The 24,378-nt window shown below is 57.8% G+C and carries 22 protein-coding genes; 13 read left to right on the top strand and 9 right to left on the bottom strand.

Annotated elements, in window-relative coordinates; translation table 11 throughout:
• The first annotated feature begins 200 nt into the window (after nt 1-200).
• On the top strand, nt 201-755 hold the full coding sequence (locus T18_RS17430; RefSeq protein ID WP_038491859.1) for a hypothetical protein: 555 nt from the start codon (nt 201-203) through the stop codon (nt 753-755).
• A gap of 69 nt (nt 756-824) precedes the next feature.
• On the opposite strand, the gene ade is transcribed toward T18_RS17430, so the two are convergent.
• Nucleotides 825-2,519: an adenine deaminase gene (gene ade / locus T18_RS17425; protein WP_019565181.1), complete on the bottom strand. Its 1,695-nt coding sequence runs from the start codon at nt 2,517-2,519 to the stop codon at nt 825-827.
• A gap of 276 nt (nt 2,520-2,795) precedes the next feature.
• On the opposite strand from ade, the gene T18_RS17420 reads away from it, so the two are divergent.
• The gene (locus tag T18_RS17420) at nt 2,796-3,740 is read left to right on the top strand and encodes an HD-GYP domain-containing protein (protein ID WP_003513616.1); all 945 of its coding nucleotides are present in this window, start codon (nt 2,796-2,798) and stop codon (nt 3,738-3,740) included.
• Nucleotides 3,741-3,816: 76 nt separating this feature from the next.
• On the opposite strand, the gene T18_RS17415 is transcribed toward T18_RS17420, so the two are convergent.
• Nucleotides 3,817-6,006 (bottom strand): anthranilate synthase, encoded by a 2,190-nt coding sequence (locus T18_RS17415; RefSeq protein WP_003513614.1) that lies wholly within the window; start codon nt 6,004-6,006, stop codon nt 3,817-3,819.
• A gap of 282 nt (nt 6,007-6,288) precedes the next feature.
• On the opposite strand from T18_RS17415, the gene T18_RS17410 reads away from it, so the two are divergent.
• Nucleotides 6,289-7,185 carry an extensin family protein gene (locus T18_RS17410; RefSeq protein ID WP_038491856.1) on the top strand — a complete coding sequence of 299 codons (897 nt, stop codon included), beginning with the start codon at nt 6,289-6,291 and terminating at the stop codon, nt 7,183-7,185.
• Between the two features lie 55 nt (nt 7,186-7,240).
• On the opposite strand, the gene T18_RS17405 is transcribed toward T18_RS17410, so the two are convergent.
• Complete coding sequence (locus T18_RS17405; protein ID WP_038491852.1) at nt 7,241-9,481, bottom strand: TonB-dependent hemoglobin/transferrin/lactoferrin family receptor; 2,241 nt, start codon at nt 9,479-9,481, stop codon at nt 7,241-7,243.
• Nucleotides 9,482-9,839: 358 nt separating this feature from the next.
• Between T18_RS17405 and T18_RS17400 the strand changes: the two genes are divergently transcribed.
• Both T18_RS17400 and T18_RS17395 read left to right on the top strand, forming a co-directional pair.
• Nucleotides 9,840-10,361 carry a TIGR00645 family protein gene (locus tag T18_RS17400; RefSeq protein WP_013636634.1) on the top strand — a complete coding sequence of 174 codons (522 nt, stop codon included), beginning with the start codon at nt 9,840-9,842 and terminating at the stop codon, nt 10,359-10,361.
• Nucleotides 10,362-10,461: 100 nt separating this feature from the next.
• A complete protein-coding gene (locus T18_RS17395; protein ID WP_003513606.1) occupies nt 10,462-11,178 on the top strand; it encodes a helix-turn-helix transcriptional regulator in 717 nt (238 codons plus the stop codon).
• Nucleotides 11,179-11,204: 26 nt separating this feature from the next.
• On the opposite strand, the gene T18_RS17390 is transcribed toward T18_RS17395, so the two are convergent.
• From T18_RS17390 to T18_RS17380, 3 genes are all read right to left on the bottom strand, one after another.
• A complete protein-coding gene (locus T18_RS17390) occupies nt 11,205-12,362 on the bottom strand; it encodes a DUF2333 family protein (RefSeq protein WP_013636632.1) in 1,158 nt (385 codons plus the stop codon).
• A 238-nt stretch (nt 12,363-12,600) separates the two neighbouring features.
• A complete protein-coding gene (locus T18_RS17385; protein WP_003513601.1) occupies nt 12,601-13,053 on the bottom strand; it encodes a pseudoazurin in 453 nt (150 codons plus the stop codon).
• 114 nt (nt 13,054-13,167) lie between these two features.
• Nucleotides 13,168-13,749, bottom strand: coding sequence for a thymidine kinase (locus T18_RS17380; protein WP_003513599.1), 582 nt, complete (start codon nt 13,747-13,749; stop codon nt 13,168-13,170).
• Nucleotides 13,750-14,035: 286 nt separating this feature from the next.
• On the opposite strand from T18_RS17380, the gene T18_RS17375 reads away from it, so the two are divergent.
• The 4 genes from T18_RS17375 to T18_RS17355 all read left to right on the top strand — a co-directional run bounded on the left by T18_RS17375 (nt 14,036) and on the right by T18_RS17355 (nt 17,972).
• The gene (locus T18_RS17375) at nt 14,036-14,938 is read left to right on the top strand and encodes a choline ABC transporter substrate-binding protein (protein WP_233283658.1); all 903 of its coding nucleotides are present in this window, start codon (nt 14,036-14,038) and stop codon (nt 14,936-14,938) included.
• Nucleotides 14,939-15,231: 293 nt separating this feature from the next.
• A complete protein-coding gene (gene choW, locus T18_RS17370) occupies nt 15,232-16,083 on the top strand; it encodes a choline ABC transporter permease subunit (RefSeq protein WP_003513593.1) in 852 nt (283 codons plus the stop codon).
• The gene (gene choV / locus T18_RS17365; protein ID WP_038491849.1) at nt 16,080-17,126 is read left to right on the top strand and encodes a choline ABC transporter ATP-binding protein; all 1,047 of its coding nucleotides are present in this window, start codon (nt 16,080-16,082) and stop codon (nt 17,124-17,126) included. The genes choW and choV overlap by 4 nt, the downstream gene beginning before the upstream one ends.
• Nucleotides 17,127-17,648: 522 nt before the next feature.
• Entirely contained in the window at nt 17,649-17,972 is a 324-nt protein-coding gene (locus tag T18_RS17355) for an ArsR/SmtB family transcription factor (RefSeq protein ID WP_003513586.1), read from the top strand.
• 120 nt (nt 17,973-18,092) lie between these two features.
• Here T18_RS17355 and T18_RS17350 read toward each other — a convergent pair whose 3' ends face one another.
• Nucleotides 18,093-19,268, bottom strand: a complete 1,176-nt coding sequence (locus T18_RS17350) for a DUF3095 domain-containing protein (RefSeq protein ID WP_038491846.1) — start codon at nt 19,266-19,268, stop codon at nt 18,093-18,095.
• A gap of 287 nt (nt 19,269-19,555) precedes the next feature.
• Between T18_RS17350 and T18_RS17345 the strand changes: the two genes are divergently transcribed.
• The 4 genes from T18_RS17345 to queF all read left to right on the top strand — a co-directional run bounded on the left by T18_RS17345 (nt 19,556) and on the right by queF (nt 22,701).
• Entirely contained in the window at nt 19,556-20,662 is a 1,107-nt protein-coding gene (locus tag T18_RS17345) for a branched-chain amino acid ABC transporter substrate-binding protein (RefSeq protein ID WP_038491843.1), read from the top strand.
• Nucleotides 20,663-20,731: 69 nt separating this feature from the next.
• Nucleotides 20,732-21,160, top strand: coding sequence for a glyoxalase superfamily protein (locus T18_RS17340; protein ID WP_038491840.1), 429 nt, complete (start codon nt 20,732-20,734; stop codon nt 21,158-21,160).
• Between the two features lie 156 nt (nt 21,161-21,316).
• A complete protein-coding gene (locus T18_RS17335; RefSeq protein WP_003513576.1) occupies nt 21,317-22,219 on the top strand; it encodes a cation diffusion facilitator family transporter in 903 nt (300 codons plus the stop codon).
• 17 nt (nt 22,220-22,236) lie between these two features.
• Nucleotides 22,237-22,701, top strand: a complete 465-nt coding sequence (gene queF / locus T18_RS17330; RefSeq protein WP_013636627.1) for a preQ(1) synthase — start codon at nt 22,237-22,239, stop codon at nt 22,699-22,701.
• Between the two features lie 25 nt (nt 22,702-22,726).
• Here the strand turns inward: queF and T18_RS17325 are convergent, their stop codons facing one another.
• Together T18_RS17325 and T18_RS17320 are read right to left on the bottom strand one after the other, a co-directional pair.
• The gene (locus tag T18_RS17325) at nt 22,727-23,482 is read right to left on the bottom strand and encodes a DUF2076 domain-containing protein (RefSeq protein WP_038491837.1); all 756 of its coding nucleotides are present in this window, start codon (nt 23,480-23,482) and stop codon (nt 22,727-22,729) included.
• A 100-nt stretch (nt 23,483-23,582) separates the two neighbouring features.
• On the bottom strand, nt 23,583-24,173 hold the full coding sequence (locus tag T18_RS17320) for a HupE/UreJ family protein (RefSeq protein WP_038491834.1): 591 nt from the start codon (nt 24,171-24,173) through the stop codon (nt 23,583-23,585).
• Nucleotides 24,174-24,378 lie beyond the last annotated feature (205 nt).

Raw genomic sequence — 24,378 nt, 5'->3', positions numbered from 1 at the left:
TTATGTATTAATTTATCTAAAAGTATGAAAATTTGAATTGATTGATGTAATTTATCATTTTTAATCTAAAAAACGAAATATTATGTTCATTTTTTATTTATTTCTTATGAATTTGGCGAGCTTTGCGCAAGTTTGGATTATTATTAAATGAACAATTATATATTTTCGGATAATAACTATAAAGCGAAGTAGGGATTTTCATGTCCGTTTCGATCAAGAATTCGAGTCAACTTACCACCGCTAGTTCCGCATCCTCACGTACCAAGGTTCAGACTGCCCCCGCGACATCCATCAGAAGCGTTTTCGCTTCCGGACAATCGTCAGTCAGCGCATCCACAACGAATGCACCGCCAAAAATGTCGTCAATCGAATATCTCGCGTCATCAGGCTTTATGCGAAATCTGAAGGTCAAGCTTTCGACAGCGGGGGACGATCCGGCGCAATACCTGCGTTCCCAATCGATGATGAGTGCTCTTGCGGGCGGGCGCTTGCAGATCTCGGACCCCACGCAGGGCAAATCTATCAGCGCATGGGATCCGAGTCAGAAAAACGCCAGGTCGACAACCGCTACGGATATCGCCAAGACCAACTGGGCGGATTTCCTGAACTCGCAGCTCAAACGTAACGAAAGCGGCCTTCTTTCCAAGGATGTAAGTGGCAGCTATGTCGACAAGACGACGGGCAACCACGCCTATTTTGGCAGGGTCGCGGGCAAATATTACTACGTGACCTGGCCTGCAGAAACGAAAACCTGAGACGGCTCGCGCCATCTCAGAAACGCGGCATAAGCAGATTACGCTGTTTCCGGCCGATAAACTCCATCGTCAGATCAGTGCAAACCGATCCACATCCACCATGCCCATGTCGGAAATCTTCAGGTGCGGGATGACGGGTAGCGGCAGGAAAGCCACCTGCAGGAAGGGCTCCTCGAGCGTCGTGCCGAGCGCATAGGCTGCCTTTCGCAGGGTGTGGAGCGTGTCTCGCACCGTTTCGTAAGGTTCGAGGCTCATCAACCCGGCCACCGGGAGCGCAATCTCGCCCGTCACCTTGCCGTCTTCGACCACCACGAAACCGCCCTTGATTTCGCCGAGCCGGTTGGCGGCCAGCGCCATGTCGTCCTCGTTAACGCCGACAACGCAGATATTGTGGCTGTCATGACCGACAGTGGAGGCGATGGCGCCCTTCTTCAGCCCGAAGCCCTGCACGAAGCCGTTGGCGTGGTTGCCGTTCTTGCCATGGCGCTCGATGACGGCGACCTTGATGATGTCGTTTGCGAGATCGACAGTCGTCTGGTTGCCGTCCGTCGGCAGCGTGTAGCGGCGATGTTCGGTGATGATCTTGCCGGGGAGCACGCCCATCACCGGGGTCTCGCCTTGCGCGACCGGCACGCCGAAATGGGCGGCGAGCACGGGTCTTGCCTTGACGCTGTCAAGACCGACGGGCGCGACCGGCTTGCGGGTGGCAAACAGCGCGTCATCGACGATACGGCCGCCGGAGAAGACCATGCCAGCTTTGCAGTTCTGCAAGGTGTCGATCACCACGAGGTCGGCGCGCCAGCCCGGTGCGATAAGACCGCGATCGCGCAGGCCGAAGGCCTTTGCGGCGGAAATCGAGGCGGCGCGGTAGATGGCGAGCGGTTCCACGCCGTTGGCGATTGCAGTGCGGATCATATAATCGAGATGACCCTGTTCGGCGATGTCGAGTGGGTTGCGGTCATCGGTGCAAAGCGCAAGATAAGGCGACAGACGCTCGGTGATAACAGGCATCAGGGCGTGCAGGTCTTTTGAGACCGAGCCTTCGCGCACGAGAATATGCATGCCCTTGCGGATCTTTTCCAAAGCCTCGGCAGCGCTGGTGCACTCATGTTCGGTGCGGATGCCGGCTGCCAGATATCCGTTCAGCGCCGTTCCCGACAGAAGCGGCGCGTGTCCGTCGATATGCTGTCCCTGAAAGGCTTCGAGTTTTGCCATGCATACCGGGTCTTTGTGGATGACACCCGGAAAATTCATGAATTCGGCAAGGCCGATAACCTTCGGATGATCACGGAACGGCAGCAGTTTTTCGATCGGCAGATCGGCGCCCGAGGTTTCCAGATGGGTTGCGGGCACGCAGGACGAGAGCTGCACGCGGATGTCCATGATGGTTTCCATGGAACTGTCCAGGAAGAACCGAAGCCCCTCCGCGCCCAGAACATTGGCGATCTCATGCGGGTCGCAGATGGCGGTGGTAACGCCGTAGGGCAGAACGCAGCGGTCGAATTCGTGCGGCGTCACCAGCGATGATTCGATGTGGAGATGGGTATCGATGAAACCTGGAACGACGATTTTCCCCGAAATGTCGATTTCCCGGCGACCCTTGTAGCTTTCGCAAGTTCCAACGATGGTATCGCCGCAGATGGCGATGTCGGAGGCAACAAGTTCTCCAGTTACGAGGTCGAAGAATCGTCCGCCCTTGAGAACTATATCTGCCGGTTCACGGCCCGTACCCTGATCGATGCGCGTTTCAAGTTTCGAATTCATGCGGCTTTTCTTCGGCTCCTGGTTTACGTCGTTCGCGAGAATTTTCAGTATTTACATTCTTAGGTTGTTTCTTGACTTAATCGAATTGATTCTTTGCGTTTTAAATATATCCAGAGTAAAAAATTTTCATATTCGTGCTATCTTATGTTTAAGTTCCAAAATTGAACAATGTTAGGAATACGTAACTTACCCTTGGAGGAATACCGGTTGGTTCCGGTCTTTTCAGCAATTGCCAGCGGAGGTTACCATTCCCGGGAAGGAAAATAAAAGCGTCTGATGCTCAAACGAATTTCTACCCAGCAATTGACGGTTGGCATGTTTATCGAAGCGGTCGAGGGAGCGCTTTCGAACAGCGAATTTTTGCAGCGATATCGATTTCTTCTGCGCCATGAAGAGTTGATGCGTCAATTGAAATTGAGCGGCGCTGAAAGCATCATCATAAATACGGCCAAGGGAAACGATATCGAGGGTAGGCCGTACTCTGGAACCGTCCCGCCGCGATTAAACAATGGCCCCGAAACCATGGCTGCCATTACCCATGCCGTGCGCTCTGCCGCCGATGCCATTGCCGAGACATTTGCCGTTGCCGAAGCCGGTGGCTGCGTGTCCCTCAAGGGCATGACAGCGGCGGCCGGCAAGATTTCCGATGCGGTCCAGTCGAACCCGGCGATTTTCATCGGGGTTACCCGGTTGAAGTCGAAGGACGAGACGACCTTCGTGCATTCGGTTTCGGTCAGCGGGTTGATGATCCATTTTGGCAATTATCTCGGGCTGGACAAGGAAACGGTCGATCTGCTCGGCATCAGCGGCCTGCTGCACGATATCGGCAAGGTGGAAATTCCTTCATCGATCCTCAACAAGGCGGAAGGGTTAAGCGCCACCGAGCGGGAAATCATCAATCTTCATCCAACGTTCGGTCGGGATATCTTGTCTCGCAACGAGCAGATGCCGGCCATGGTTCTGGATGTCTGCTTCAATCATCACGAGCGCATTGATGGCGGCGGTTATCCCAGCGGCTGCGCCGGAAACGAGATCAGTCTTTACGCGCGCATTGCGGCGATCTGCGATGTCTATGACGCCGTAACCTCGGTTCGGCCCTACAAGAAGCCGTGGACGGCAAACGAAGCGCTGACGTGGATGTTGCGCCGGGAAGGCCACTTCGACATGCAACTTTTGAAGAAATTCGCGCTGTGCATTTCCACATCGCTGCCGCGTAGCTAGGCAGCAGGCGATCTCGAAGTCGCGCTGTTTGAGGCTTGCCCGGCGGCGCCGAAGTGACGCCGCCGATGCAGGATGTTTACGCTGCCTTGGTTTTCGCCTTGCGGGTGAGATGCACCACGACGTTCTCGATCATGCGCATGCCGGCATCCTGGCCGAGGGTCATGATCGATTCCGGGTGGAACTGAACGGCGGCTACCGGTTCCTTGGCGTGTTCGATGCCCATGATCGTGCCGTCTTCACTTTCCGCGGTGATGATGAAATCACGCGGAAGGGTGGAAGGGTCGGCGAAGATCGAGTGGTAGCGACCCACGGTCACTTCCTTGCCGAGACCGGAGAAGACCAGGCCTGGCTCCAGCACGCGGATGCGTGAGGGCTTGCCGTGCATTGGTACCGCAAGTTGGCGAAGTTCGCCGCCATAGGCTTCCGCCAGCGCCTGAAGACCGAGGCACACGCCAAAGATCGGCAACTCGCGGGCGCGGGCGGCCTTGATCGTCGCCTTGCAGTCGAAATCCGTCGGGCTGCCCGGTCCGGGTGAAAGCACGACGAGATCGGGCTGGAAGCGGTCGAAGACCTCCGCTGCAACCGGCGTTCTGACGGTGGAAACCGTGGCGCCCGTCTGGCGGAAATAATTCGCCAGCGTGTGCACGAAACTGTCTTCGTGATCGACCAGCAGGATCTTGACGCCGGTGCCTACCTTGGCGGCATCGCGCTTCGTGGCGGCCGAGTTTGTAGCTTTTGCATCGCGAATGGCCGCGATCATGGCGGATGCCTTCAGTTCGGTTTCGGCTTCTTCTTCCTGCGGATTGGAATCATTGAGAAGCGTCGCACCCGCGCGGACTTCCGCGATGCCATCCTTGATACGGATGGTGCGCAGCGTAAGCCCGGTATTCATGTCGCCGTTGAAACCGACCATGCCGATTGCACCGCCATACCAGGCGCGTGGGCTCTTTTCATGGCTTTCAATGAAGCGCATGGCCCAGAGCTTCGGTGCGCCGGTGACGGTGACGGCCCAGGCGTGGCTGAGGAAGCCATCGAAGGCATCCATGTCATCGCGCAGACGGCCCTCGATGTGGTCGACCGTGTGGATAAGGCGCGAATACATCTCGATCTGGCGGCGGCCGATGACCTTCACCGAACCCGGCTCGCAGACGCGGCTCTTGTCGTTGCGGTCCACGTCCGAGCACATGGTCAGTTCGGACTCGTCCTTTTTCGAATTCAGCAGCTTCAGGATCTGCTCGCTGTCGGCAATCGGGTCGTCGCCACGCTTGATGGTGCCTGAAATCGGGCAGGTCTCAATGCGACGGCCGGAGACTCGCACGAACATTTCCGGCGAAGCACCGACCAGATATTCCTGATGACCGAGATTGATGAAGAAGGAATAGGGCGAGGGGTTGATCGCCTTCAGGCGGCGGGAGATCGCCGATGGATTGCTTTCGCAGCGCTCCATGAACTTCTGGCCGGGAACGACCTCGAACAGATCGCCGCGTCGGAAGCTTTCCTTGGCTTTCACCACCAGCTCGGAATATTCGCCGGGACGGTGATCGCCCTTGGGCGGGATCGTGTCGGTGGTCTTGAAGGGATCGGGCGCGATCTCTGAGGACTTGCCGTCCGTCGTTACTCCGTCCTTCTCGAAATCGTAACGGTCGATCCAGGCCTTGGCGGAATAATGGTCCACGACGAGAATTTCGTCGGGCAGATACAGCACCATGTCGCGCTGGTCTTCCGGGCGCGCGAGCGAAAGCTTGATCGCGTCGAACTGGAAAGCGAGATCGTAACCGAAGGCGCCGAACAGGCCGATGGCCGAATCCGCATTCGAATAGAACAGGTCGACGATGGCGCGCAGCGCCGTGAAGACGGTCGGGATTTTCGAGCGTTCTTCTTCTGTAAAGACGCGGTCCGGCTCGTTGACCGTGAGGTCGAGACGGCGGACGGAGGATGCGCCAAGCGTCAGATCGGGCGTCGCCTTCAGCTTTTCGGTGATGAAGTCGAGCAGTACTTCGCCGCGACCGTTATAGGCTTCGATCCACATCTGGCGACCGAAGCAGGAAATGCCGAGCGGCGGATCGATGATGGCCGTATCCCAGCGCGTGTAGCGGCCCGGATATTCGTAGTTGGACGAGAAAACCGCGCCGCGATGGGCATCGAGCTTTTCGATGTAGTTGTCGATGGCGCTGGCATATTCGGCGGCGCGACGCTTTCGGCTGACCTTTATGCCGCCTTTCGTCTCGTAGGTTTCCGCTCCGTCATCCTGAATGATCGTTACCATTTCTTTCGCACTTCCCGTTTTTCAGGCCCGATGACAGGCGGCAGAATAACAAAAAAGCCGCCTGAAAATTCGGGCGGCTTGGACTTTGTCTGAAGACATGACTGGTCAAGGCCGCGTAAAGCTGCTCCACCACCAGTTAGCAATGTTCATAGACACGATGTTCATGGGAAAATTGTTAGCCTGCACAATTCGCCTTGGCAAGCGGATTCCGGCGACGGAATGAACCTTACCGGCGCGAGTTGCGTTCCTGTCCTGCCGAAACAGTCAGGAGTGCCCCGGAAAATGCTTCATCGCCTGTGTCTTCTGATGACGAGTCTCGCTCTTATTTCCGCTTCCGAACCGCCGCCACAGGTGCCGGTGCCACAGCCGAAGCCTGGCGAACAGCAAGCACCTGCCACAACGGAAAAGCCGGCCGATAAGGGCGCGCAAACGCCCGAAGACACACCGAAACCGACCCCTAAGCCGCAACCGCCTGAAGAAGGAAAATCCGACGCGGAAGGGAAGGGTGCCGAGGACAAGAAGAAAGACGACAAGGGGCAAAACGGCGGTGAGACGGTAGCTCCGGCTGTCGAAGCAACGAAACCCGAGGAAAAACCGCCGGAGCCTGTGAAGCCGGAAGACCCGGCAGAGCTTCAGGCCTGCCTTGGCGCATTGAAGGAAATCGGCGCGGAATTCAAAGAGCTCGAGCCGATCCGCGACGAAGAGCAGGGGTGCGGTATCGAAGCGCCGATCGAGCTTTCCGTGGTGCTGCCGGGCATCAAGCTTGAACCATCTGGCACCATGCGCTGCGAAACGGCCCTTGCGCTATCGCGCTGGACAAAGGAGATGATGCTGCCGGCTGCGGCTCTCGCCCTGCCGGACAAAAAGGTAACGGCGATTGCCAATGCCTCGACCTATATTTGCCGCAACCGCAACAGTGCCGAAACCGGCAAGATTTCCGAACATGCCAAGGGCAATGCTGTCGATATTTCCACCATCGCCTTTGACAAGGGCGATCCGCTGGTGATGAAGCCGCGCGGCGAGGATGGAACGGTGGAAGGTGCCTTCCAGCGGACGATTACAGCCGCCGCCTGCCTGTTCTTCCGCACCGTTCTTTCCCCCGGCAGTGACGCGACCCATCAGGATCACCTGCATCTCGACGTGCTGGAGCGAAAGGGAGGTTATCTCTACTGCCGCTGATAAAAAGGGGGCGACCCGAAGGCCGCCCCGACTGGAGATGACGTTCCGACCGGGTTTAGAATTTCTGGGTCAGAGAGATTTTGAAGGTGCGTCCCGCTTCCGTATAGAAGTCGACAGGCTGGTTGACGGTACTGACGGCATTGGGGTTGACGTCACGAACGCCGACGGCGTTCCAGTATTGCTTGTCGAACAGGTTGTAGACGCCGGCCTGAATACGCAGGCCCTTGGTCTGTTCCGGTTCCCACCAGCCGGTCAGGTTGAATATGCCGTAACCGGGTGCGTCGTATGTTGTGGCCACCTTGTCGTCACGCATATGCGAGGAGAAGATGCCCGTGAATTCCGTGCCCCATGTCTCCTGTGCGTAGCCGACGCCGAGGACGGACTTGAACGGCGCCACCGTGCGGATGAATTCGTTGCTGTCTGTGTCTTTGCCATAAGCATAAGCAAGCGACGCATGGGCGAAGAAGCCGTTTGCGAGTTCCTTGCGGACCTTGGCTTCCACGCCGGAGATTTCAACATTGTTGCGGTTGCGATAGGTGAAGAGCGATCCGTTGCCCCTGCCGCCGAAGCCGGGGAACAGCGTCGTCGAGGTCGTGTATTGCTCGATGAAGTTTTTGTACTTGTTGTGGAACAGCGTCAGGCTCCCCGTCAGATCGCCGGATGCGTAATTGGCGCCGATTTCAAAGCCGTTGCTGGTTTCGGGGTTGAGTGCGGAGTTGCCGACCACGGCATAACCGGAGCTGATATTCGAGAAGTTCAGATAAAGCTCGTTGATGGTCGGAGCGCGATAGGCCATCGACCATTGTGCGAAGAGCTGCAATTCCGGCGTCACGTCGTATGTCGCGAGCAGCTTGGGCGAGAAGCGCGAACCGCTATTGCCGCTTGGCAGGCCGAAGGTGTTGTAACCGCTGTTGCTAGATACCGAGCCATCCGGATCGTAATCGTAGGAATCGAAGCGCAGTCCGGGGGTCAGCCTGAAACCGTTTCCAAACGCGATTTCGTCATCGAGATAGAGGCCAAGGCTCTTGCCGCTCACGTCAGGCATGTCCGACTGTGACGATGAGGTCACTCCGCCTGTGTTGGCATAAAGCGCTTGGCTGAAATCGGTTGTCATGGCGTTGCCGCCGAAGCGCACGGTGTGCTGCACGCCGCCAAGTTCGAAGCCGGATTCAAGGCCGCCGACGATGCCGAAAGCGCTGTTGCGCATGCTGTCTTCGCGGATATAGAGCGAGTTGTTGGTCAGCCGGTTGCCAGCGCCGGATTCCTTGGAGAGGCGCGTCCAGTAGAGCGACAGATTGGCTGCATCGATCAGGCTGTCTGTCGACGGCGCTTCATATTCGTAATCAAGCGATACGCGGTCGCGCTCCGTATCCTCGTAGCCGCTGTAGTCGCCAATACGGTAAGTCGATCCCGATACGCTGACGCCTTGCAGGGTTCGCATGTCGCTGCGATCTCTCAATGAATAACGCTCGGCCGTAAGTCCGATGCGGTGGCCGCCTTCCAGATCCTGGCGGATCTTGAACATCAGGTTGCTTTCGTAGGTATCTGCCGGGTTGGGCTTGGTGCGGCGGGTTCCGTAGATATCGGCGAAGCCCTTATTGTCCGTTTCGTTGCCGCGCTTGTAGGAGCCCTGGAACAGAACCGAGGTGTTTTCGATCTTCTTTGCAACGGCGAGCGATCCGCCGACGCTTCTGTCCTCGCTGTCATAGGTGGTCTTGGCAACGCCGCCCCAGTCCTTGCCTTCACCGATCAGGTCTTCCGGCTCAAGCGTGCGCAGAACGAGTGCGCCGCCAAGGGCGCCGGAACCGATGCGGCTGGAATCGGCGCCGCGTACAACGTCAACCGTGGAAAGCGATGAAAAATCAAAGCTCGAACTGGTATCACTCAGGGTCGTCGTGGCCTGTCCCTGACGGGCGAAATTGTTGAAGAAGGGAACGGGAATATTGTCGATCAGGGTCACGACACGGGCGCCGCCCAGACCGCGAATGAACAGGCCGCCGGGCCTGCCGGGCTTGGCATCCACATAATCGACGCCCGGCTCGGTGGAGTTTCCGAGGTCCTTGATGCTGCCGATGTCTTTCTTCCTGATGTCTTCCGCCGTCGTCTGGCTTGCAAGCGGTGTGTCGGCGGCTGCATTCGCGCTTTTGACGCGCTTGCCCTTGACCACGATCTTCTCCAGCGTGGTGGTGTCGTTCGTCTGCGACGCGGCATCCTGCGATTGCGCAGGTCCGGTAAAGGGCAGAAGAGACATGGCAGTGCACAAAAACAGCGCCGAATGTGTGCGCGAGATGGACATTAAATACCCCCGGATAGGCGCGCGCAGAAGCTATGGCGCGCAAAAACGCGCCGCGCTTGCTGTCGCGGCTGAAACTGTTTTGATTTGTTACGGGCAAGCCGATTGCTGAGGACTAAAAAATGTGATCATAACTGTCAACATATTATATATGACTTTTATCATCATGTTTTAAAGCATAACGGTGCGTGGCAAAAATGTGACGCCCCGTGAGACTGCATCCGGACCGGTGGAGAGGCCCGAAAATGCCGGGTTCCGGCCAAAGTCCCGACATTGACGCTTGCTAGGATATTCGCAGCCAGTTTAGATGGCGGAAGAATGCATGCTCCAACAATATACAAAAAAGTAATCGGATACGGAAATGAAGTCACTTGAACTGCTCGTCGAGCGGATCATTCTCTCCAGCCGCTGGCTGCTTGTCGTGTTTTATCTCGGGCTCGTCGCGGCGCTGGCGGTTTATGCATTTTCCTTCGTGCTGAAATTCCTGAAGGTCGCCAAAAACGTTTTCACTTACGACGAATCGGACATGATCCTCGCCATGCTCGGGCTGATCGATGCGGCGCTGGTCGCGAGCCTTATCGTCATGGTGATGATCTCCGGCTATGAGAATTTCGTTAGCCGTTTCGATGAGGCGGATGACGAGGTTTCATTTCTGGGCAAGCTTGATGCCGGCAGCCTGAAAATCAAGGTCGCATCGTCGATTGTGGCGATTTCGTCGATCCACCTGCTACAGATATTCCTCAACGCCAGTCAGTATACGGACAGCCAGTTGATGTGGTTCACCATCATCCATCTGGCCTTTGTCGTATCGGCGGTCATGCTCGGTTTCCTGGAGAAATTGATGGCCAAGCCGAAGGATAAACCCGAAAAACCGGCACTTTAGTCAAGGTGGTCCGCCCGATATGAAGGTTGCAACACTGTTTGCCCATGCCGCCTGGTCGTCGCTTCTGGGTGTCCTGCGCCCACCGCCGGGTGGCGCCTGAATGCCGAAGACGGAGCGCCAGGCCAGACTTTGCCGCGACCTTTCGGCTGCCATTGACAGACCCCAATGGCTGGCGGCGCTGCAGCAGGTGATGCAGGCGTTCAGTTATTCCTACGTGACGTTGCTGAAGCTGCCGAGCATTCGCAATGCCTATGCCCTGCCGATAGTGGTGGAAAGCAGCCTGCCGGTGTGGGTGGTGAATGCGATGACCCGGGACGGTGAACTTGCAGATTGCCCCGTCATAAAGCGCGGCGCTTCATCGATGATGCCGCAATACTGGTCTCTTGATGATAAGGACATCAACTCCGGCTCGCTGCTGGAAGTCTCAACCCTGCTGCGCGGCATGGGCATCACCTCCGGTCTTCTGGTGCCGGTGAACGGCATGGACGGAAACCGGCATCTGATGAATTTCGCAGGCGATTGCGATGTCCTGTCGCAGGGTTCGCTGAACGAGCTGTGCATGATCGCCCTTCACGCCCTGGAGGCCTATGATCGGCTTTGTCGTGCAGGCTCAAAACTCCCCTCCCCACTGACGAAGCGGGAACTCGACGTGGTTCGCTGGACTGCGCAGGGCAAGACCTCCGTGGAGATTGCCGAGCTTCTGTCCATCTCGGAGCACACCGTCAATACCTATATGAACAACGCCATTCGCAAGCTCGATTGCGTCAACCGCGCGCAGCTGGTGGCCAAGACAATACGCCTTGGCCTGATAAGCTGATTTTCATGCCGGTCCGAGCCGTTGACTTACCTGTCGAGAACGGAGCGGAGCTCGACGAGGTTGGAGCGAACGCGCAGAACATAAAATCCCATGGTGGCAAGGTGCGAGGGCATGATCCAACCGCTTTCGTCGCCGTTGGAAATGATTGCCGGCTGGATGCGTAGCGCGGCACGGGTCTGTCCCAGGGTGTCGTTCCACAGATTGGTCAGATTGCGTTCGCGAATAACCTGCGCGAAGTCCGATCCGGCTGCCGACAGCACGCCGTAATATCCATAGAGCTGGCCATAGGCGAACCAGAAACGGTCGTCGGCGCGAGTGTCGAACCAGCCGCCATTATAGTTTTCCGAACGCTCGCGCAGAATGGCCGATGTCGAGCCGATATCGCCGGCAATGCGGTCGATGAACTGGATGAGGTTATCGGCGCGTGTATCGAAGACGGCCTTGCAGGCGGTGAGTTCACCGTTAAATGCCTGGAAGCTGCGGATGGCGGCGCGATAGTAGCTCGGTGTCGGTGTTTTGGGGCCAAACGGATCGAGGCCGAAATACCAGGAATATTCGCTGAACTGCATGTTCCCGCGCGCTTCCTGGAGATTGTTGTTAATACCGGATGTTCCACGAACGCGACCGAGCGTATCCACCAGTTCCACCGCGGTGCGGCGCACCGCCTGGTTCACGCCGCGCTGGAAGGACGCCTTGTTGTCCAGGAATGGCGTGCTGTCCCAGTCCATGCCGAAAAGGCCGAGACGATAGAGCAGCATGGAGGAAATCCATGCATTCTGATTGACGTTGAAATCGGTAAGATCGGCGGCGGCATCGACGATGGCTGAGCGCTGGCATACCGGTGCGGAGGTGTTTGCGGCAGCACCGGTGGCGCCGGCGGCGGCCGTGGGTGTTGCAGCCGGCAATTCCTGCCCGGGCGGCACCGTGCGTTCTGCAAGCTTGTAACGGGAAATATAATCCGGGTCGAAATTCGTCCAGACCTGCGTTTGCCAGAAGAAGTATCCGTAAAAGCCGGCCAGAAGGATGAGCACCAAAGCGATCGGACCCTTGATGATCCAGTTGCGGTCGCGATACCAGCCGTGGGCGGCCATGAAAGGCCACAAAAGCCAGGCGACGACGAGACCGGCGGCCTTGCCGATGGCGTTGAAGGCTGCCTGAATCAAAGCGGTTATCCGGTCGATCATGTCGTCATAGTCTCCTCTGCCCGTGGGGCTGAACGCCGGAAGGAACAACCGCGGTTCGGCCATGCGCCTTTTGGCGCTTCGCAACAACCGCGGTCGTTTACTGTCTTCCAGATATGTCCCTACCCACCGGGATACAACATGATTGCGAAACTTTTCTCAACCTGCGGTCCGCGCGGCTCGTTCCCGAGTTCCTGGACTACGCGCGGAGCATGTATCGCCTGGACAAGGTGACAGGCGGTTACAGACCGAGCTTGGCAATTTCGGCGTCCAGCCGCTCCCGCGCCTTTTTCGGCAGCTTGCCGGTCTTTATGGCATCGAGATTGGCCGGTGCGGCATCGCCGACCACAACGAGGGCGACCATGCCCATGCCGAGATGCGGCGTGCATTTGACGACGTATGCGCCGTCCTTCTCGACAGTCAGTTTCACCGTCTCGTTCATCTTGCCCTTGAAGTCCGCAACGCCCTCGGGAAGCATTTCCTTGACGGCAGCCGCATCATGACCCTTGTCGACTGGCACGAAGGAAATGACGTCGCCGACAGCTGCCTTGACGGTTGCCGGTTCAAAGACCATCGCCTGGCCATCGCTGCCCTTGTTGAGCATCTTCACCTCGATTTCGGCCGACAGGGCGGGAAAGGCAAGGAGGGCAGCAGCGATGGCAAGGCTGGCGACGGTGGCAGTTTTGTTGTGCATATCTTTTACTCCTGAGAGAAAGCACATCCACGCGAATGTGTCCGCATGGTCTTAGCGCAGGAGCAGGGGAGCCATCCTTGCGAAAAATCAAATGCGGCAACCGGCCGCAGACGGTCAGTCGCCCTTGACCGTTTCGACCCAGTGGCGGCGGCAGAAGGAGACGTATTTTTCGTTGCCGCCGACATCGATCTGCGCGCCTTCCTTGACCACATTTCCTTCATTGTCGAAACGGGCGACCATCGTCGCCTTGCGGCCGCAATGGCAGATGGTGCGGATTTCGCGAAGCTCGTCGGCAATGGCGAGCAGTTCCCTGGAGGCCGGGAAAAGCTTGCCCTGAAAATCCGTGCGCAGGCCGTAGGCCATCACCGGAATGTTCAACCGGTCGGCAATACCGGCAAGCTGCCAGACATGGTGTTCGGACAGGAAGTTGGCTTCATCGATGAAAACGCAGGCAACGGGCGCTTCGGCATGCAGGGCCTCCACTTCGGAGAAGATATCGGTGTTTGCGTCGAAGGTCCGTGCGTCGGACGACAGGCCGATGCGCGACGCGACCCGGCCGAAGCCGGCCCGGTCGTCAAAGGCGGCCGTGAAAATCAACGTGCGCATGCCGCGCTCGTGATAATTATAGGATGCCTGTAACAACATGGTCGACTTGCCGGCGTTCATCGCCGCATAATTGAAATAGAGTTTTGCCATCGTCCACTCCCTGTACACCTTCGCGTCTTTTGACGGCGAAGGGTCGGGTTGAAAAGTGCCGCAACGGGAAAAACACAGATTTCCGCATGCCGCAGCTGTCCGTATCGCGGACTAAAAAGCCGGAGATTTTCATCGTCGTGTCGCAAACGGCGGGCCAAAGCACGCAAATGCACGCGAGTTGATTGTGTCCGGCAGATATTGATAATGGCAAGGGAACGAAAAAAGGGAGCAAGCGATGTTTGCAAATAGAAGTCGCTGTCTGGCTTTGGCCGCAGCAATCTCCGTCATGACGTTCAATGCGGCCGGCGCTGCGGAGCCGGCAAGTTGTGGCAAGGTTCGTTTTTCCGATGTGGGCTGGACCGACATCACTGCCACCACAGCGACTGCCACGGTGCTGCTGAAGAGCCTCGGTTATGAAACCGACGTCAAGCTTCTCTCGGTGCCCGTTACCTATACATCCCTGAAAAACAAGGACATCGACGTCTTCCTCGGCAACTGGATGCCGACCATGGAAGGCGATATCGCGCCTTACCGCGACGACAAGTCGGTTGAAACGCTGCGTGAAAACCTGACCGGCGCCAAATACACGCTCGCGACCAATGCCAAGGGTGCTGAACTCGGCATCAAGGATTTCAAGGATATAGCGGCCCATAGCGGCGATCTCGGCGGCAAGATCTACGGCATCGAGCCCGGCAATGACGGCAACCGCCTGATCCTCGACATGGTCGCCAAGGACACCTTCGGGCTGAAGAGTTTCGAGGTGGTCGAATCCTCCGAACAGGGCATGCTGTCGCAGGTTGCCCGCGCGGGGAAATCCGGCGAACCGATCGTGTTCCTCGGCTGGGAACCGCATCCCATGAATACGAATTTCAAGCTGACCTATCTGACCGGCGGTGACGAGGTTTTCGGCCCCAATCTCGGCGGCGCGACGATCTACACCAATGTCCGCAAGGGTTACACCGAGGAATGCCCGAATGTTGGCGTCTTTCTCAAGAACCTGGAATTCTCCCTGCCCATGGAAAACGAGATCATGGGCAAGATCCTGAATGATGGCCTCGAGGGCGAAGCGGCGGCGACTGCCTGGCTGAAGGCCAACCCGGCCGCGATCGAACCCTGGCTTGCCAACGTCAAGACCAAGGATGGCAGCGCTGACGCCTTGCCCGCCGTCAAGAAGGCCTTGGGCCTCTAGGTTGCAGACAACGCATGTATCCGGCCTAACCTTGTAAACAGGCCGGATACTGCAGGAAATTACGATGTCCTTTGCATGATCTCGGTCCGCGAATTTTTCTCGCATCCGGGGTCACGCGCGATCCCGGTGTCCGGCAATGCTGTTGCCGGCCGTCGTTTCTGCATTAGCGGCATTTCCGGTGAAACGGGATCACCTTCAATGCCTGTTCTTCTTATTTTTTTGCAATTCCGGGCCCAAAACCGTTACGCATTTTTACTGGAATTGCTCTGGTTCACGAAAGGTCTTGTCTTACCGTGGAATGGCTCAGCGCTCCTGAAAACCGCCTGCCCGTCGGCCGATATGCCAAGGAGGCCATTGACTGGCTGACCGGCAATCTCGCTTTTTTCTTCGATTGGCTTTCTTTCATTTTCCAAAGCGTCATTAACGCCCTGCTTTACGTTTTGCAGGCGCCGCATCCGCTGGTCATCGTCGCGATTGTGACGGCTCTTTCAGCCTGGACGAGGCGGTCGGTCGGCATGCCGGTCTTTACGGCGCTTGGTCTGCTGTTCATCATCAATCTGGGGTACTGGAAGGCGACGACGGAAACGCTGGCGCTCGTTCTCGCCTCCAGCGCGGTCTGCATGATCATCGGCATACCGCTTGGAATACTGGCGGCGCGGCGCAAGTGGATCTATGCCGGCATGCGCCCGGTGCTGGATTTGATGCAGACCATTCCGACCTTCGTCTATCTCATTCCGGCGCTAGTGCTGTTCGGCCTCGGCATGGTTCCCGGGCTTATCGCCACGGTCATCTTCGCCATTCCCGCGCCCGTGCGCCTGACCCGTCTCGGCATCGTTTCGACGCCGCCGGCGCTGGTGGAAGCGGCCATCGCCTTCGGTGCCACGCCATCGCAGGTTCTGCGCAAGGTAGAGCTTCCCTTCGCTGCGCCGCAGATCATGGCGGGTCTTACCCAGACGATCATGCTTTCGCTTTCGATGGTGGTCATCTCCGCCCTCGTCGGAGCCAACGGCCTGGGGGTGCCGGTGGTACGCGCATTGAACACCGTCAACATCGCCATGGGTTTCGAAGCTGGGTTGTGCATCGTCATATTGGCGATCGTTCTCGACCGACTTTTCCGCCTTCCCGGTACGGAGCATGATCTATGAGTGACGCAATCATCTTCGGAAATGTCGATATCGTCTTCGGCGACCGGCCCGAGGCGGCGCTTGCGCTGATCGACAAGGGCAGCACGCGTGACGAGATCAACGAGCAGACCGGACTGGTCCTCGGCGTTGCGAATGCCTCGCTTTCGGTAAATGAGGGCGAAATACTCGTGCTCATGGGGCTTTCGGGCTCCGGTAAATCGACGCTGCTCAGGGCCGTTAACGGCCTTGCGCCTGTGGTGCGCGGCAATGTCAGCGTGAAGACGGCGTCCGGTTTTGTCGATCCCTATCGGGCGACGGCGAAGGCGCTGCGCGATCTGCGCATGCATACGGTTTCGATGGTCTTCCAGCAATTCGGCCTGCTGCCCTGGCGAAACGTTGCCGACAATGTCGGTTTCGGGCTGGAGCTTTCCGGGACGCCGGAAGCCGAGCGCAAGCGCATGGTGGCCGAGCAGCTTGAGCTGGTGAACCTGTCCGCCTGGGCTGACCGCAAGGTGGGGGAGCTTTCCGGCGGCATGCAGCAGCGCGTGGGACTGGCGCGCGCCTTCGCGACCGGAGCGCCCATTCTCTTGATGGACGAGCCGTTCTCGGCGCTCGACCCGCTCATCAGAAGCCGCCTTCAGGACGAACTTCTGGAGTTCCAGAGCCGGTTGAAGAAAACCATCCTCTTCGTCAGTCACGATCTGGACGAGGCATTCCGCATCGGCAACCGCATCGCCATGATGGAGGGCGGGCGTATCATCCAGTGCGGCACGCCGCAGCAGATCGTCAAGCAACCGGCTACGCAATATGTCGCGGATTTCGTGCAGAACATGAACCCGATCTCCATGCTGACCGCCGCGGACGTGATGAAGCCAGGCGTGGATGAACAAACCGGCCGGTTGAACGTGGCCGCTACCGCCCGTCCGACATCGCCGCTGATCGATATCCTCGATGCGCTCTCGAAACATTCCGGCGCGATCGGTGTTGTCGATAATGGCGCGATTATAGGCACGATTTCCGCAGACGAAATTGTGACAGGCCTCACTCGCCACCGCAAGAAATGAGAAACACTCGCATTGGTCGAGAAAACGAAAGGCCTTCCTCACCGGAAGGCCTTTTTGTATTACCTAATGCTGGTATAAAGAAAAAGAATACCCAAGACATTATAAGTTATGCATTAAAATAATTACGAATAAAAAGCATATTGCAAACTTTGAGAAAATTGCGCAAAGTAAAACTAGATTCTGTACCTCCTTGCTAAATTTAAGGTGGTGTAAGGTAGTGGTCACGAAGCCAGACATTGGAAGACAAGATTTGTGTGCTCAATTTTTGATTGTTTTTTCCTCCAAATACTACTGAGAATGTAGCAGTTTGTTGCTAAAATGACGAAAAACAGGCGAAAGTCTGAAAATTTGATCAAGATGTCCAGGTAAATGATCAATGAAGAATAGTCTTGGAGGGGGACACGATATAAGCAAGATTTAGGTATATACAACGTATCGACTGAATTATAAAAAACACCTTTTGGACCACCTATAATAGCCACCATGACGGTCTTTCCGACTGTCATCAGGAGACTTGAGCGTATGGATAACCAATCTCTGTCGGAACATAGCATCGCCGCTGCAGACTTGCTCTCAGCGATGGCAAATCCCAAGCGCCTGATGATCTTGTGCACGCTGGTGGATACGGAAGTGCCGGTCGGTGTTCTCGCCTCCCAAGTTGGTCTCAGCCAGTCCGCGCTCTCGCAACATCTTTCGAAATTGCGTGCCCAGCGGCTGGTGAAAACAAGACGGGATGCTCAGACCATCTATTATTCCAGCAATTCCGAATCCGTCAAAAAAATCCTCGCTTCCCTCGAGGAGATTTATTGCCAGGTGCAGAAGAGCAGCAAGACTGCTGCCGCTTGATCTAACGGCCATCCCACGGCCCGGCGGTGCCATTCCGTTGAAACCGGCGCATGACGCCGGTTTTTTCTTTTTTTTGGCGTGTGGCTCGCATGTAATGCGGTAAAAAGTCGCCCGCGCCACTCAGGGCGAAGACGCAGCCTGTATCTGTTGCTTTAGGTGGCTTGCCGCAGCCGCATATCCACCGTCGGCACCATCGACGAAATGCATATGGTCCTTCGAAAGCGGGGAGGGCACGATACAGGTCATCAATGCGGCGTCCTGCTCGTGCAGGCCGAAATAGCAGGTGCCGGAGAGGCGCCCCTGCTCCAGCCGCGCGCGGATCTTTTCGAGCCTCTCGGCGTCGATATCAACCGTCATTTTCAGGCCATCGTCGAATTTCCGGAAATCGGTGTTGCTGGCAACCGAGCGCCGATAGCGATCCGCATTAAATCGTCCGAGCGACAATCCCGTCATGCCTAGGAAATTCACGAGGAAGCTCTCGCCGAGAATGCGCAGCGAACGGCGCACCTTGCCCCAGCTATCGTGATAGGCCGCACCTGCCCTGGCTTCCAGACCGAGGCCTTCCCGAACGAAGCCCAGTTTCGGCCCATCCTCCGGCACGGGGTGGCCTTGTCTTGCGTCCTGCGTGGCCAGATCGACGAGATCGATGACCAACTGGCGGAATGCCGGCATATCCAGTGAGGGTCCCGGCATGGCGATGATCGACACCACCTTGCCATGGGTTGCCGGAATGGGGTTCCAGCGGCACGAAAGGCCGGTCAGGTCCGGCCGACCGCCTGTCGCAACCGTAGGCAGGGCATATTGCCCCTCCTTCATCCGCGCCTCGGCCCAGCTGTTGCCGCCGCCCGAAAACATGGCGTAGGAAACATCCTCGCTTGCCTGAAAGCGCGCGACGCGCACATCGAAGCCGTTGTTGCGTATGTCCTCCACCGGAACAAGCGCCACACGCATCGAAAGGTCGAGATCGTCCTTCACCCAGCGCTGCACGTTCGAAAGGGCGGTGCGCGCAAGGGGTATCCCGTTCGGTGGCACCGCAACGGCGGCTCCATCGCCACCGAACACGAAGGGCAGGTCGTGACGCCCGAGGCTGTTCGATATGCCTGAGATGACCGCAGCGCCCGCCATGTTGACGGACTTATATCTGCCGGTGCCGATCGCCCCTGTCGAATCGATGATATCGGCAATGGCCAGCGCCCATCCCGGCGGCAGGGCGCGATAAAGCGCCGGGTCGGCCACGTCTTCGAAATGTCGGAAGACGGGCAGACCCGTCAGAAATTCGTCATCTGCTGTTATCATGCCGCCATTATCCTCCTGCGGCGACCAAACGCCAAGCGTTTACGCCGTTGCGCTCGCCCGTTTCGATGACACGATCGAGGCTGGCCTGACGATAGATTTACCGCGAATAGACCTTATCCAGCAAAGGTGACTTGCATAAGCCATCAAACCTTCCGTATGAGTTGAAATGAAGGCTCGGAATTCAAAAATGGAACGGGTTTTCGCCGGGAGGCGTCCGCGAAGTTTCATTCGGTCGGCGCCCAAGGCGCTCATCGGGGCTGAGACCCCATTTCCAAGGAGACACCAGGATGAAACTGAAGACATTGACCAGCGTGACGCTTGCAGCGTCCTTCGCATTCGCACCGCTTGCCCATGCCGAAATCGTCATCGGCCTGATTGCGCCGCTTACCGGTCCCGTCGCCGCCTATGGCGACCAGGTCAAGAACGGCGCCCAGACGGCAGTCAATGAAATCAACAAGAAGGGCGGCATTCTCGGAGAGCAGGTCGTTCTGAAGCTTGCAGACGATGGCGGCGAGCCGAAGCAGGGTGTGTCGGCCGCAAACCAGCTGGTTGCCGAAGGCATCCATTTCGTCGTCGGTCCAGTGACCTCCGGCGTTGCCATTCCGGCATCGGACGTGTTTGCTGAAAACGGTGTCCTGATGATCACCCCCACGGCGACCTCGCCGGGCCTGACGAACCGTGGCCTTGCCAATGTTTTCCGCACTTGCGGTCGGGACGACCAGCAGGCAGAAGTTGCGGCGAAATACGTTCTTGCCAAGCTTAAGGACAAGAAGGTCGCCATCATTCACGACAAGGGCGCTTACGGTAAGGGTCTGGCGGATGCCTTCAAGACCACGCTGAATGCCGGTGGCGTTACCGAAGTTCTCTATGACGCGCTGACACCAGGCGAAAAGGATCTCGGCGCGCTGACGGCCCGCCTCAAGTCTGAAAATGTCGATATCGTCTATTTCGGCGGTTACCATCCGGAAGCCGGTCTTCTGGTGCGTCAGTTGAACGATATCGGCGCCAAGGCTGCCGTTATCGGCGGCGACGGCCTGTCGAACAGCGAGTTCTGGAACATCGGTGCCAAGGCTGGTGAAGGCACGATCTTCACCAACGCCTCCGACGCCCTGAAGAACGCGGATTCCAAGGCTGCTGCCGAAGCTCTAAAGGCCGCCAACATTCCTGCGGAAGCCTTCACCCTTAACGCTTACGCTGCCGTCGAAGTGCTGAAGGCCGGCATCGAAAAGGCTGGAAGCGCAAAGGATTCCGAAGCGGTCATCACGGCTCTGAAGAGCGGTGACGCTTTTGCCACGGCGATCGGCAAGGTCACCTATGGCGAGAGTGGCGACCTGTCATCGCAGGCTTTCTCGCTCTACAAGTGGCAGGACGGCAAGATCGTCGCAGCCGAATAAGGATCAGGCGTACCGGCCGCATCTGTTGCGGCCGGTACCATCTCCGTCGCCTGACAAGGGGCAAGCAGAATGGGCAATGACCGGGACGCCCGGGATGCAAGCGCGGCGGGTGGGGAAAACCTTCCTCACATTGGCTTTGCGCGGATATTCCCGATTCTCAGAATTTTCGATGAGGCCAAGGCGCGGGAATTCTATGTTGATTTTCTCGGTTTCAAGGTCGACTGGGAACACCGCTTCGGCGAAAACTTCCCGCTCTACATGCAGGTTTCGCGGGCCGGAATGGGGCTTCACCTCAGCGGCCATCATGGCGACGCGACGCCGGGCTCCAATATCTTCGCCACCATGCACGGCGTGCATGCCTTCCAAAAAGAGCTGGCGGGCAAAGACTACCGCTTCCTGAAGCCTGGTGTCGAAGAATTGCCCTGGGGCGATGTCATGGAAGTCATCGATCCATTCGGCAACCGTATCCGTTTCTGTGAGCAGAAAAGCGAGGGGTGACGTCTTCGACGTGACCTCATGGGTCTTGACCTCGGCTGCGGTTTGAACGATAGGAAACGCAAATAGCGAGCCGCGTGCACGGAGACCCCGTGCGCGCGGTTCGTGCGTTTTGGCGGTCAGTTCTGCAATTCGTTCGCATCCGCACGGGGGCAAAAAATGAACACTGAAGGCAATGCACTGGTAAGGAAGCTCGCATTCTGGGGCATTCCACTTTCTTTCGGCGTGCTTGGCCTCAAGCTCGTGGCCTGGTGGGTCACAGGGTCGGTAGCGCTGCTGTCGGACGGTCTGGAATCGACCGTCAACGTTGTTGCGGCCTTCATTGCCTATTTCGTCATCCGTTATGCGCAGAAGCCCGCAGATGATGATCACCAGTTCGGCCATCACAAGGCGGAATATATCTCGGCTGTCGTCGAGGGCGTGCTGATCGTCGTCGCCGCACTTCTCATCGTGCAGGAAGCCTGGGGTGGTCTCTTCAACCCGAAGCTGCCAGAAGCGCCGGTTCTCGGTCTTGCCATCAACGCGTCAGCGGGCGTCATCAACGCCGTCTGGGCAACAATCCTCATCCGCGTCGGCCGGAAATACGCTTCACCAGCCCTCAAGGCTGATGGTCATCATATCATGTCGGATGTCGTAACGTCCGCAGGGGTTCTGGTCGGTCTGGTTCTGGCGCTTCTGACGGGTTACGCCATTCTCGATCCGCTGCTCGCCATTCTGGTGGCCATCAACATCCTGTTCCAGGGATCGAAGGTCATTTTGCATTCGCTCGGCGGGTTGATGGACCGGGCGGTGGAACCGGAAGAAGACGAGGCGATCAAGAAGGCGATCGCCGAAAATTCCGTCGGCATCATCGGCGTGCATGATCTTAGAACCCGCCGCGCCGGTTCGGCCGCCTTCATCGATTTCCACGTCGTTGTTCCCGCCCCGATGACGGTGCGGGAGGCGCATGATATTTGCGACCGCCTTGAAGATGCCATAAGGGAAGTCATACCGGGTGCCAGCCTTGCCATTCATGTCGAGCCGGAAGGCGAAAAGGCGCATGGCGTCAAAGTGATCGTTTGAATAAGCAGGAGTTTTCCATGTCCGTGACGGATGTTTCCAGCCTGTCGCAGCTGGGCGCGAAGGTCGATACGCCCGAGAGCCCGGAAAAGGCAATTCTCGAAAAGGTGCCGAACGGCAATGCCGGTACCGATTACGTGGTGCGGTTCACAGCACCCGAATTCACCTCGCTTTGCCCGATGACCGGACAGCCGGATTTCGCCCATATCGTCATCGACTATATTGCCGGTGATTTTCTGGTGGAATCGAAGTCGCTGAAGCTGTTCCTGCAATCCTTCCGCAACCACGGCGCATTTCACGAGGATTGCTCGGTCTATATCGCCAGGCGGCTGGTGGAGCTGTTGCAGCCGAAATGGCTGCGCATCGGCGCTTACTGGTATCCGCGCGGCGGTATTCCGATTGACGTTTTCTGGCAGACCGGACCGGTGCCTGAGGGCGTGTGGTTGCCGGATCAGGGTGTGCCGACCTATCGCGGCCGCGGCTGATCCGGCTTTTCACGGTTGAAAACGTTCAGGCGAACGACCCGTCGTCGCCTTGATCGAAATCGTCATCGGCGCTGTCGTCGTAGTCGGCCTGCTGGACATCGTTACTATTGTCCGGCTGGGAGGAACTGTCGCCGTAGTAGTTGTTGATGACGGTTTCTTCGACCGGTGCGTTGTTGCCCAGCGGATTGCCGCCGCCGAATGGCGAGCCAATGCCGAGCGACGATGCGTGGTTGCCGAAAATACCGCTCAGCGAATTGGCGAGCAGCATGCCGCCGGCAACACCTGCAGCAGCGCCGAGCGCACCTTGCAGGAAACCGCCGCCGGACCGTCCTGCTGCTGCGGGTTGCTGGCTCCAGAGGCCACCGGGCTGCTGATCAGGTGCGCGGCCGGCTGGTGAGCCCCAGGGACCGGCTGTCTGGCCTGCGGTATCGTTGCGCCATGATGTCTGGGGCGGTGGCGAGACGGGCGCCGGAGCAGTTGATTGCTGTTGGCCGGTGCCGAAGATCGAACTCAGAAAACCACCCTGTGCGGCTGCTTGCGGGGCCGCATTACCGCTTTCCAGCGCATGGATGCGGTCTTCGAGCTGTTGGATGTGTGCTGCTGCCGCTTCCAGACCCTTTTCCTGAACGATCACCGCCTGGGCGAGATAATAGGGGGCTGCGGGCTGATCGCGCACGGCATCTGCGATCAATATTTCCGCCTCGCGGTCGCGCGGGGTGGCGGATGCGGCTTTTGTCCTGTCGAACAGGGCCTTGAGAAGTTGGCTTTCTTCCGGTGACATATGATGCCTCCTTACCGTGAAGCGGAAATCAACGATAAGGAGGTAGGTCCAAATTCAGGCTTTTCAAAGCGGCCGAAACTTTAAATTTCGGTAATGATCGTCACCCGCCGAAGGCAAGCGAAATGCCCGCTATCGCCGTCAGTGCGCCGGCGGTACGGCTTGCGGCCGAGCCGAAACGGGCAATGCGCAGGCCAAGCACGATGCCTGCGAGATGCAGGATCGCGGTTGCTATCATGAAACCGATGCCGAATTGCAGGGCGCCGGCGCTCCCGAGTTCACCGCCATGGGCATGGCCGTGGAAAAGGGCAAAAGCGCCGACCACGGCCGCAGCGGCTGCCGTCGGCAGCTTTGCCGCAATCGTGACCAGCAGGCCGAGGCCGATGACGGAGGCCAGGATGGCCGGTTCGACAAACGGAAGGCCGATGCCATAAACGGCCATCAGGAAACCAATGGCCATGGTGCCGACGAAGGCGGCAGGCACGATCCACAGCGCCTTGCGGTCATTCTGCGCCATGGCGATCTGCGATGCCCAGAGACCGACGGCAACCATTGCCAGAATATGATCCGCACCGAAGAAGGGGTGGGAGACGCCAGCCATGAAGGAGCCGTGTTCTTCCGGGTTCAAATGGGCGAAAGCGGGCAGGGCGGTGGCGCCGAGCGCTGCGGCAGCAAGGCTTAGTCTTTTCAGCATGATTCCCTCTTTTGATTATCGCCGCCAGCAAGGGGATCTTGGGGTTCCCGCAATCGGCGGCACTGCAATGAGGACCTGACGATACCGCGAACCCGGAGAGGCTGTCCATGCGTCATCTGCCGGGGGCGCTGTTTATTGTTGGGGCGCAAACCTTGCCTTTTTTGCTCATTGCCTTACGTAACAAGTCGCACTATGTCCGAAGGGC

This window comes from Rhizobium sp. TBD182 (assembly GCF_001950375.1).
GTDB lineage: Bacteria > Pseudomonadota > Alphaproteobacteria > Rhizobiales > Rhizobiaceae > Agrobacterium > Agrobacterium tumefaciens.
The sequence above is the reverse complement of the archived record's forward strand: the minus strand, read 5'-3'. Positions and strand labels throughout refer to the sequence as shown.

Coding starts and splice junctions, on each gene's coding strand:
- T18_RS17430 (WP_038491859.1), top strand. CDS start 201: ATGTCCGTTTCGATCAAGAATTCGAGTCAACTTACCACCGCTAGTTCC.
- ade (WP_019565181.1), bottom strand. CDS start 2,519: ATGAATTCGAAACTTGAAACGCGCATCGATCAGGGTACGGGCCGTGAA.
- T18_RS17420 (WP_003513616.1), top strand. CDS start 2,796: ATGCTCAAACGAATTTCTACCCAGCAATTGACGGTTGGCATGTTTATC.
- T18_RS17415 (WP_003513614.1), bottom strand. CDS start 6,006: ATGGTAACGATCATTCAGGATGACGGAGCGGAAACCTACGAGACGAAA.
- T18_RS17410 (WP_038491856.1), top strand. CDS start 6,289: ATGCTTCATCGCCTGTGTCTTCTGATGACGAGTCTCGCTCTTATTTCC.
- T18_RS17405 (WP_038491852.1), bottom strand. CDS start 9,481: ATGTCCATCTCGCGCACACATTCGGCGCTGTTTTTGTGCACTGCCATG.
- T18_RS17400 (WP_013636634.1), top strand. CDS start 9,840: ATGAAGTCACTTGAACTGCTCGTCGAGCGGATCATTCTCTCCAGCCGC.
- T18_RS17395 (WP_003513606.1), top strand. CDS start 10,462: ATGCCGAAGACGGAGCGCCAGGCCAGACTTTGCCGCGACCTTTCGGCT.
- T18_RS17390 (WP_013636632.1), bottom strand. CDS start 12,362: ATGATCGACCGGATAACCGCTTTGATTCAGGCAGCCTTCAACGCCATC.
- T18_RS17385 (WP_003513601.1), bottom strand. CDS start 13,053: ATGCACAACAAAACTGCCACCGTCGCCAGCCTTGCCATCGCTGCTGCC.
- T18_RS17380 (WP_003513599.1), bottom strand. CDS start 13,749: ATGGCAAAACTCTATTTCAATTATGCGGCGATGAACGCCGGCAAGTCG.
- T18_RS17375 (WP_233283658.1), top strand. CDS start 14,036: ATGACGTTCAATGCGGCCGGCGCTGCGGAGCCGGCAAGTTGTGGCAAG.
- choV (WP_038491849.1), top strand. CDS start 16,080: ATGAGTGACGCAATCATCTTCGGAAATGTCGATATCGTCTTCGGCGAC.
- T18_RS17355 (WP_003513586.1), top strand. CDS start 17,649: ATGGATAACCAATCTCTGTCGGAACATAGCATCGCCGCTGCAGACTTG.
- T18_RS17350 (WP_038491846.1), bottom strand. CDS start 19,268: ATGATAACAGCAGATGACGAATTTCTGACGGGTCTGCCCGTCTTCCGA.
- T18_RS17345 (WP_038491843.1), top strand. CDS start 19,556: ATGAAACTGAAGACATTGACCAGCGTGACGCTTGCAGCGTCCTTCGCA.
- T18_RS17340 (WP_038491840.1), top strand. CDS start 20,732: ATGGGCAATGACCGGGACGCCCGGGATGCAAGCGCGGCGGGTGGGGAA.
- T18_RS17335 (WP_003513576.1), top strand. CDS start 21,317: ATGAACACTGAAGGCAATGCACTGGTAAGGAAGCTCGCATTCTGGGGC.
- queF (WP_013636627.1), top strand. CDS start 22,237: ATGTCCGTGACGGATGTTTCCAGCCTGTCGCAGCTGGGCGCGAAGGTC.
- T18_RS17325 (WP_038491837.1), bottom strand. CDS start 23,482: ATGTCACCGGAAGAAAGCCAACTTCTCAAGGCCCTGTTCGACAGGACA.
- T18_RS17320 (WP_038491834.1), bottom strand. CDS start 24,173: ATGCTGAAAAGACTAAGCCTTGCTGCCGCAGCGCTCGGCGCCACCGCC.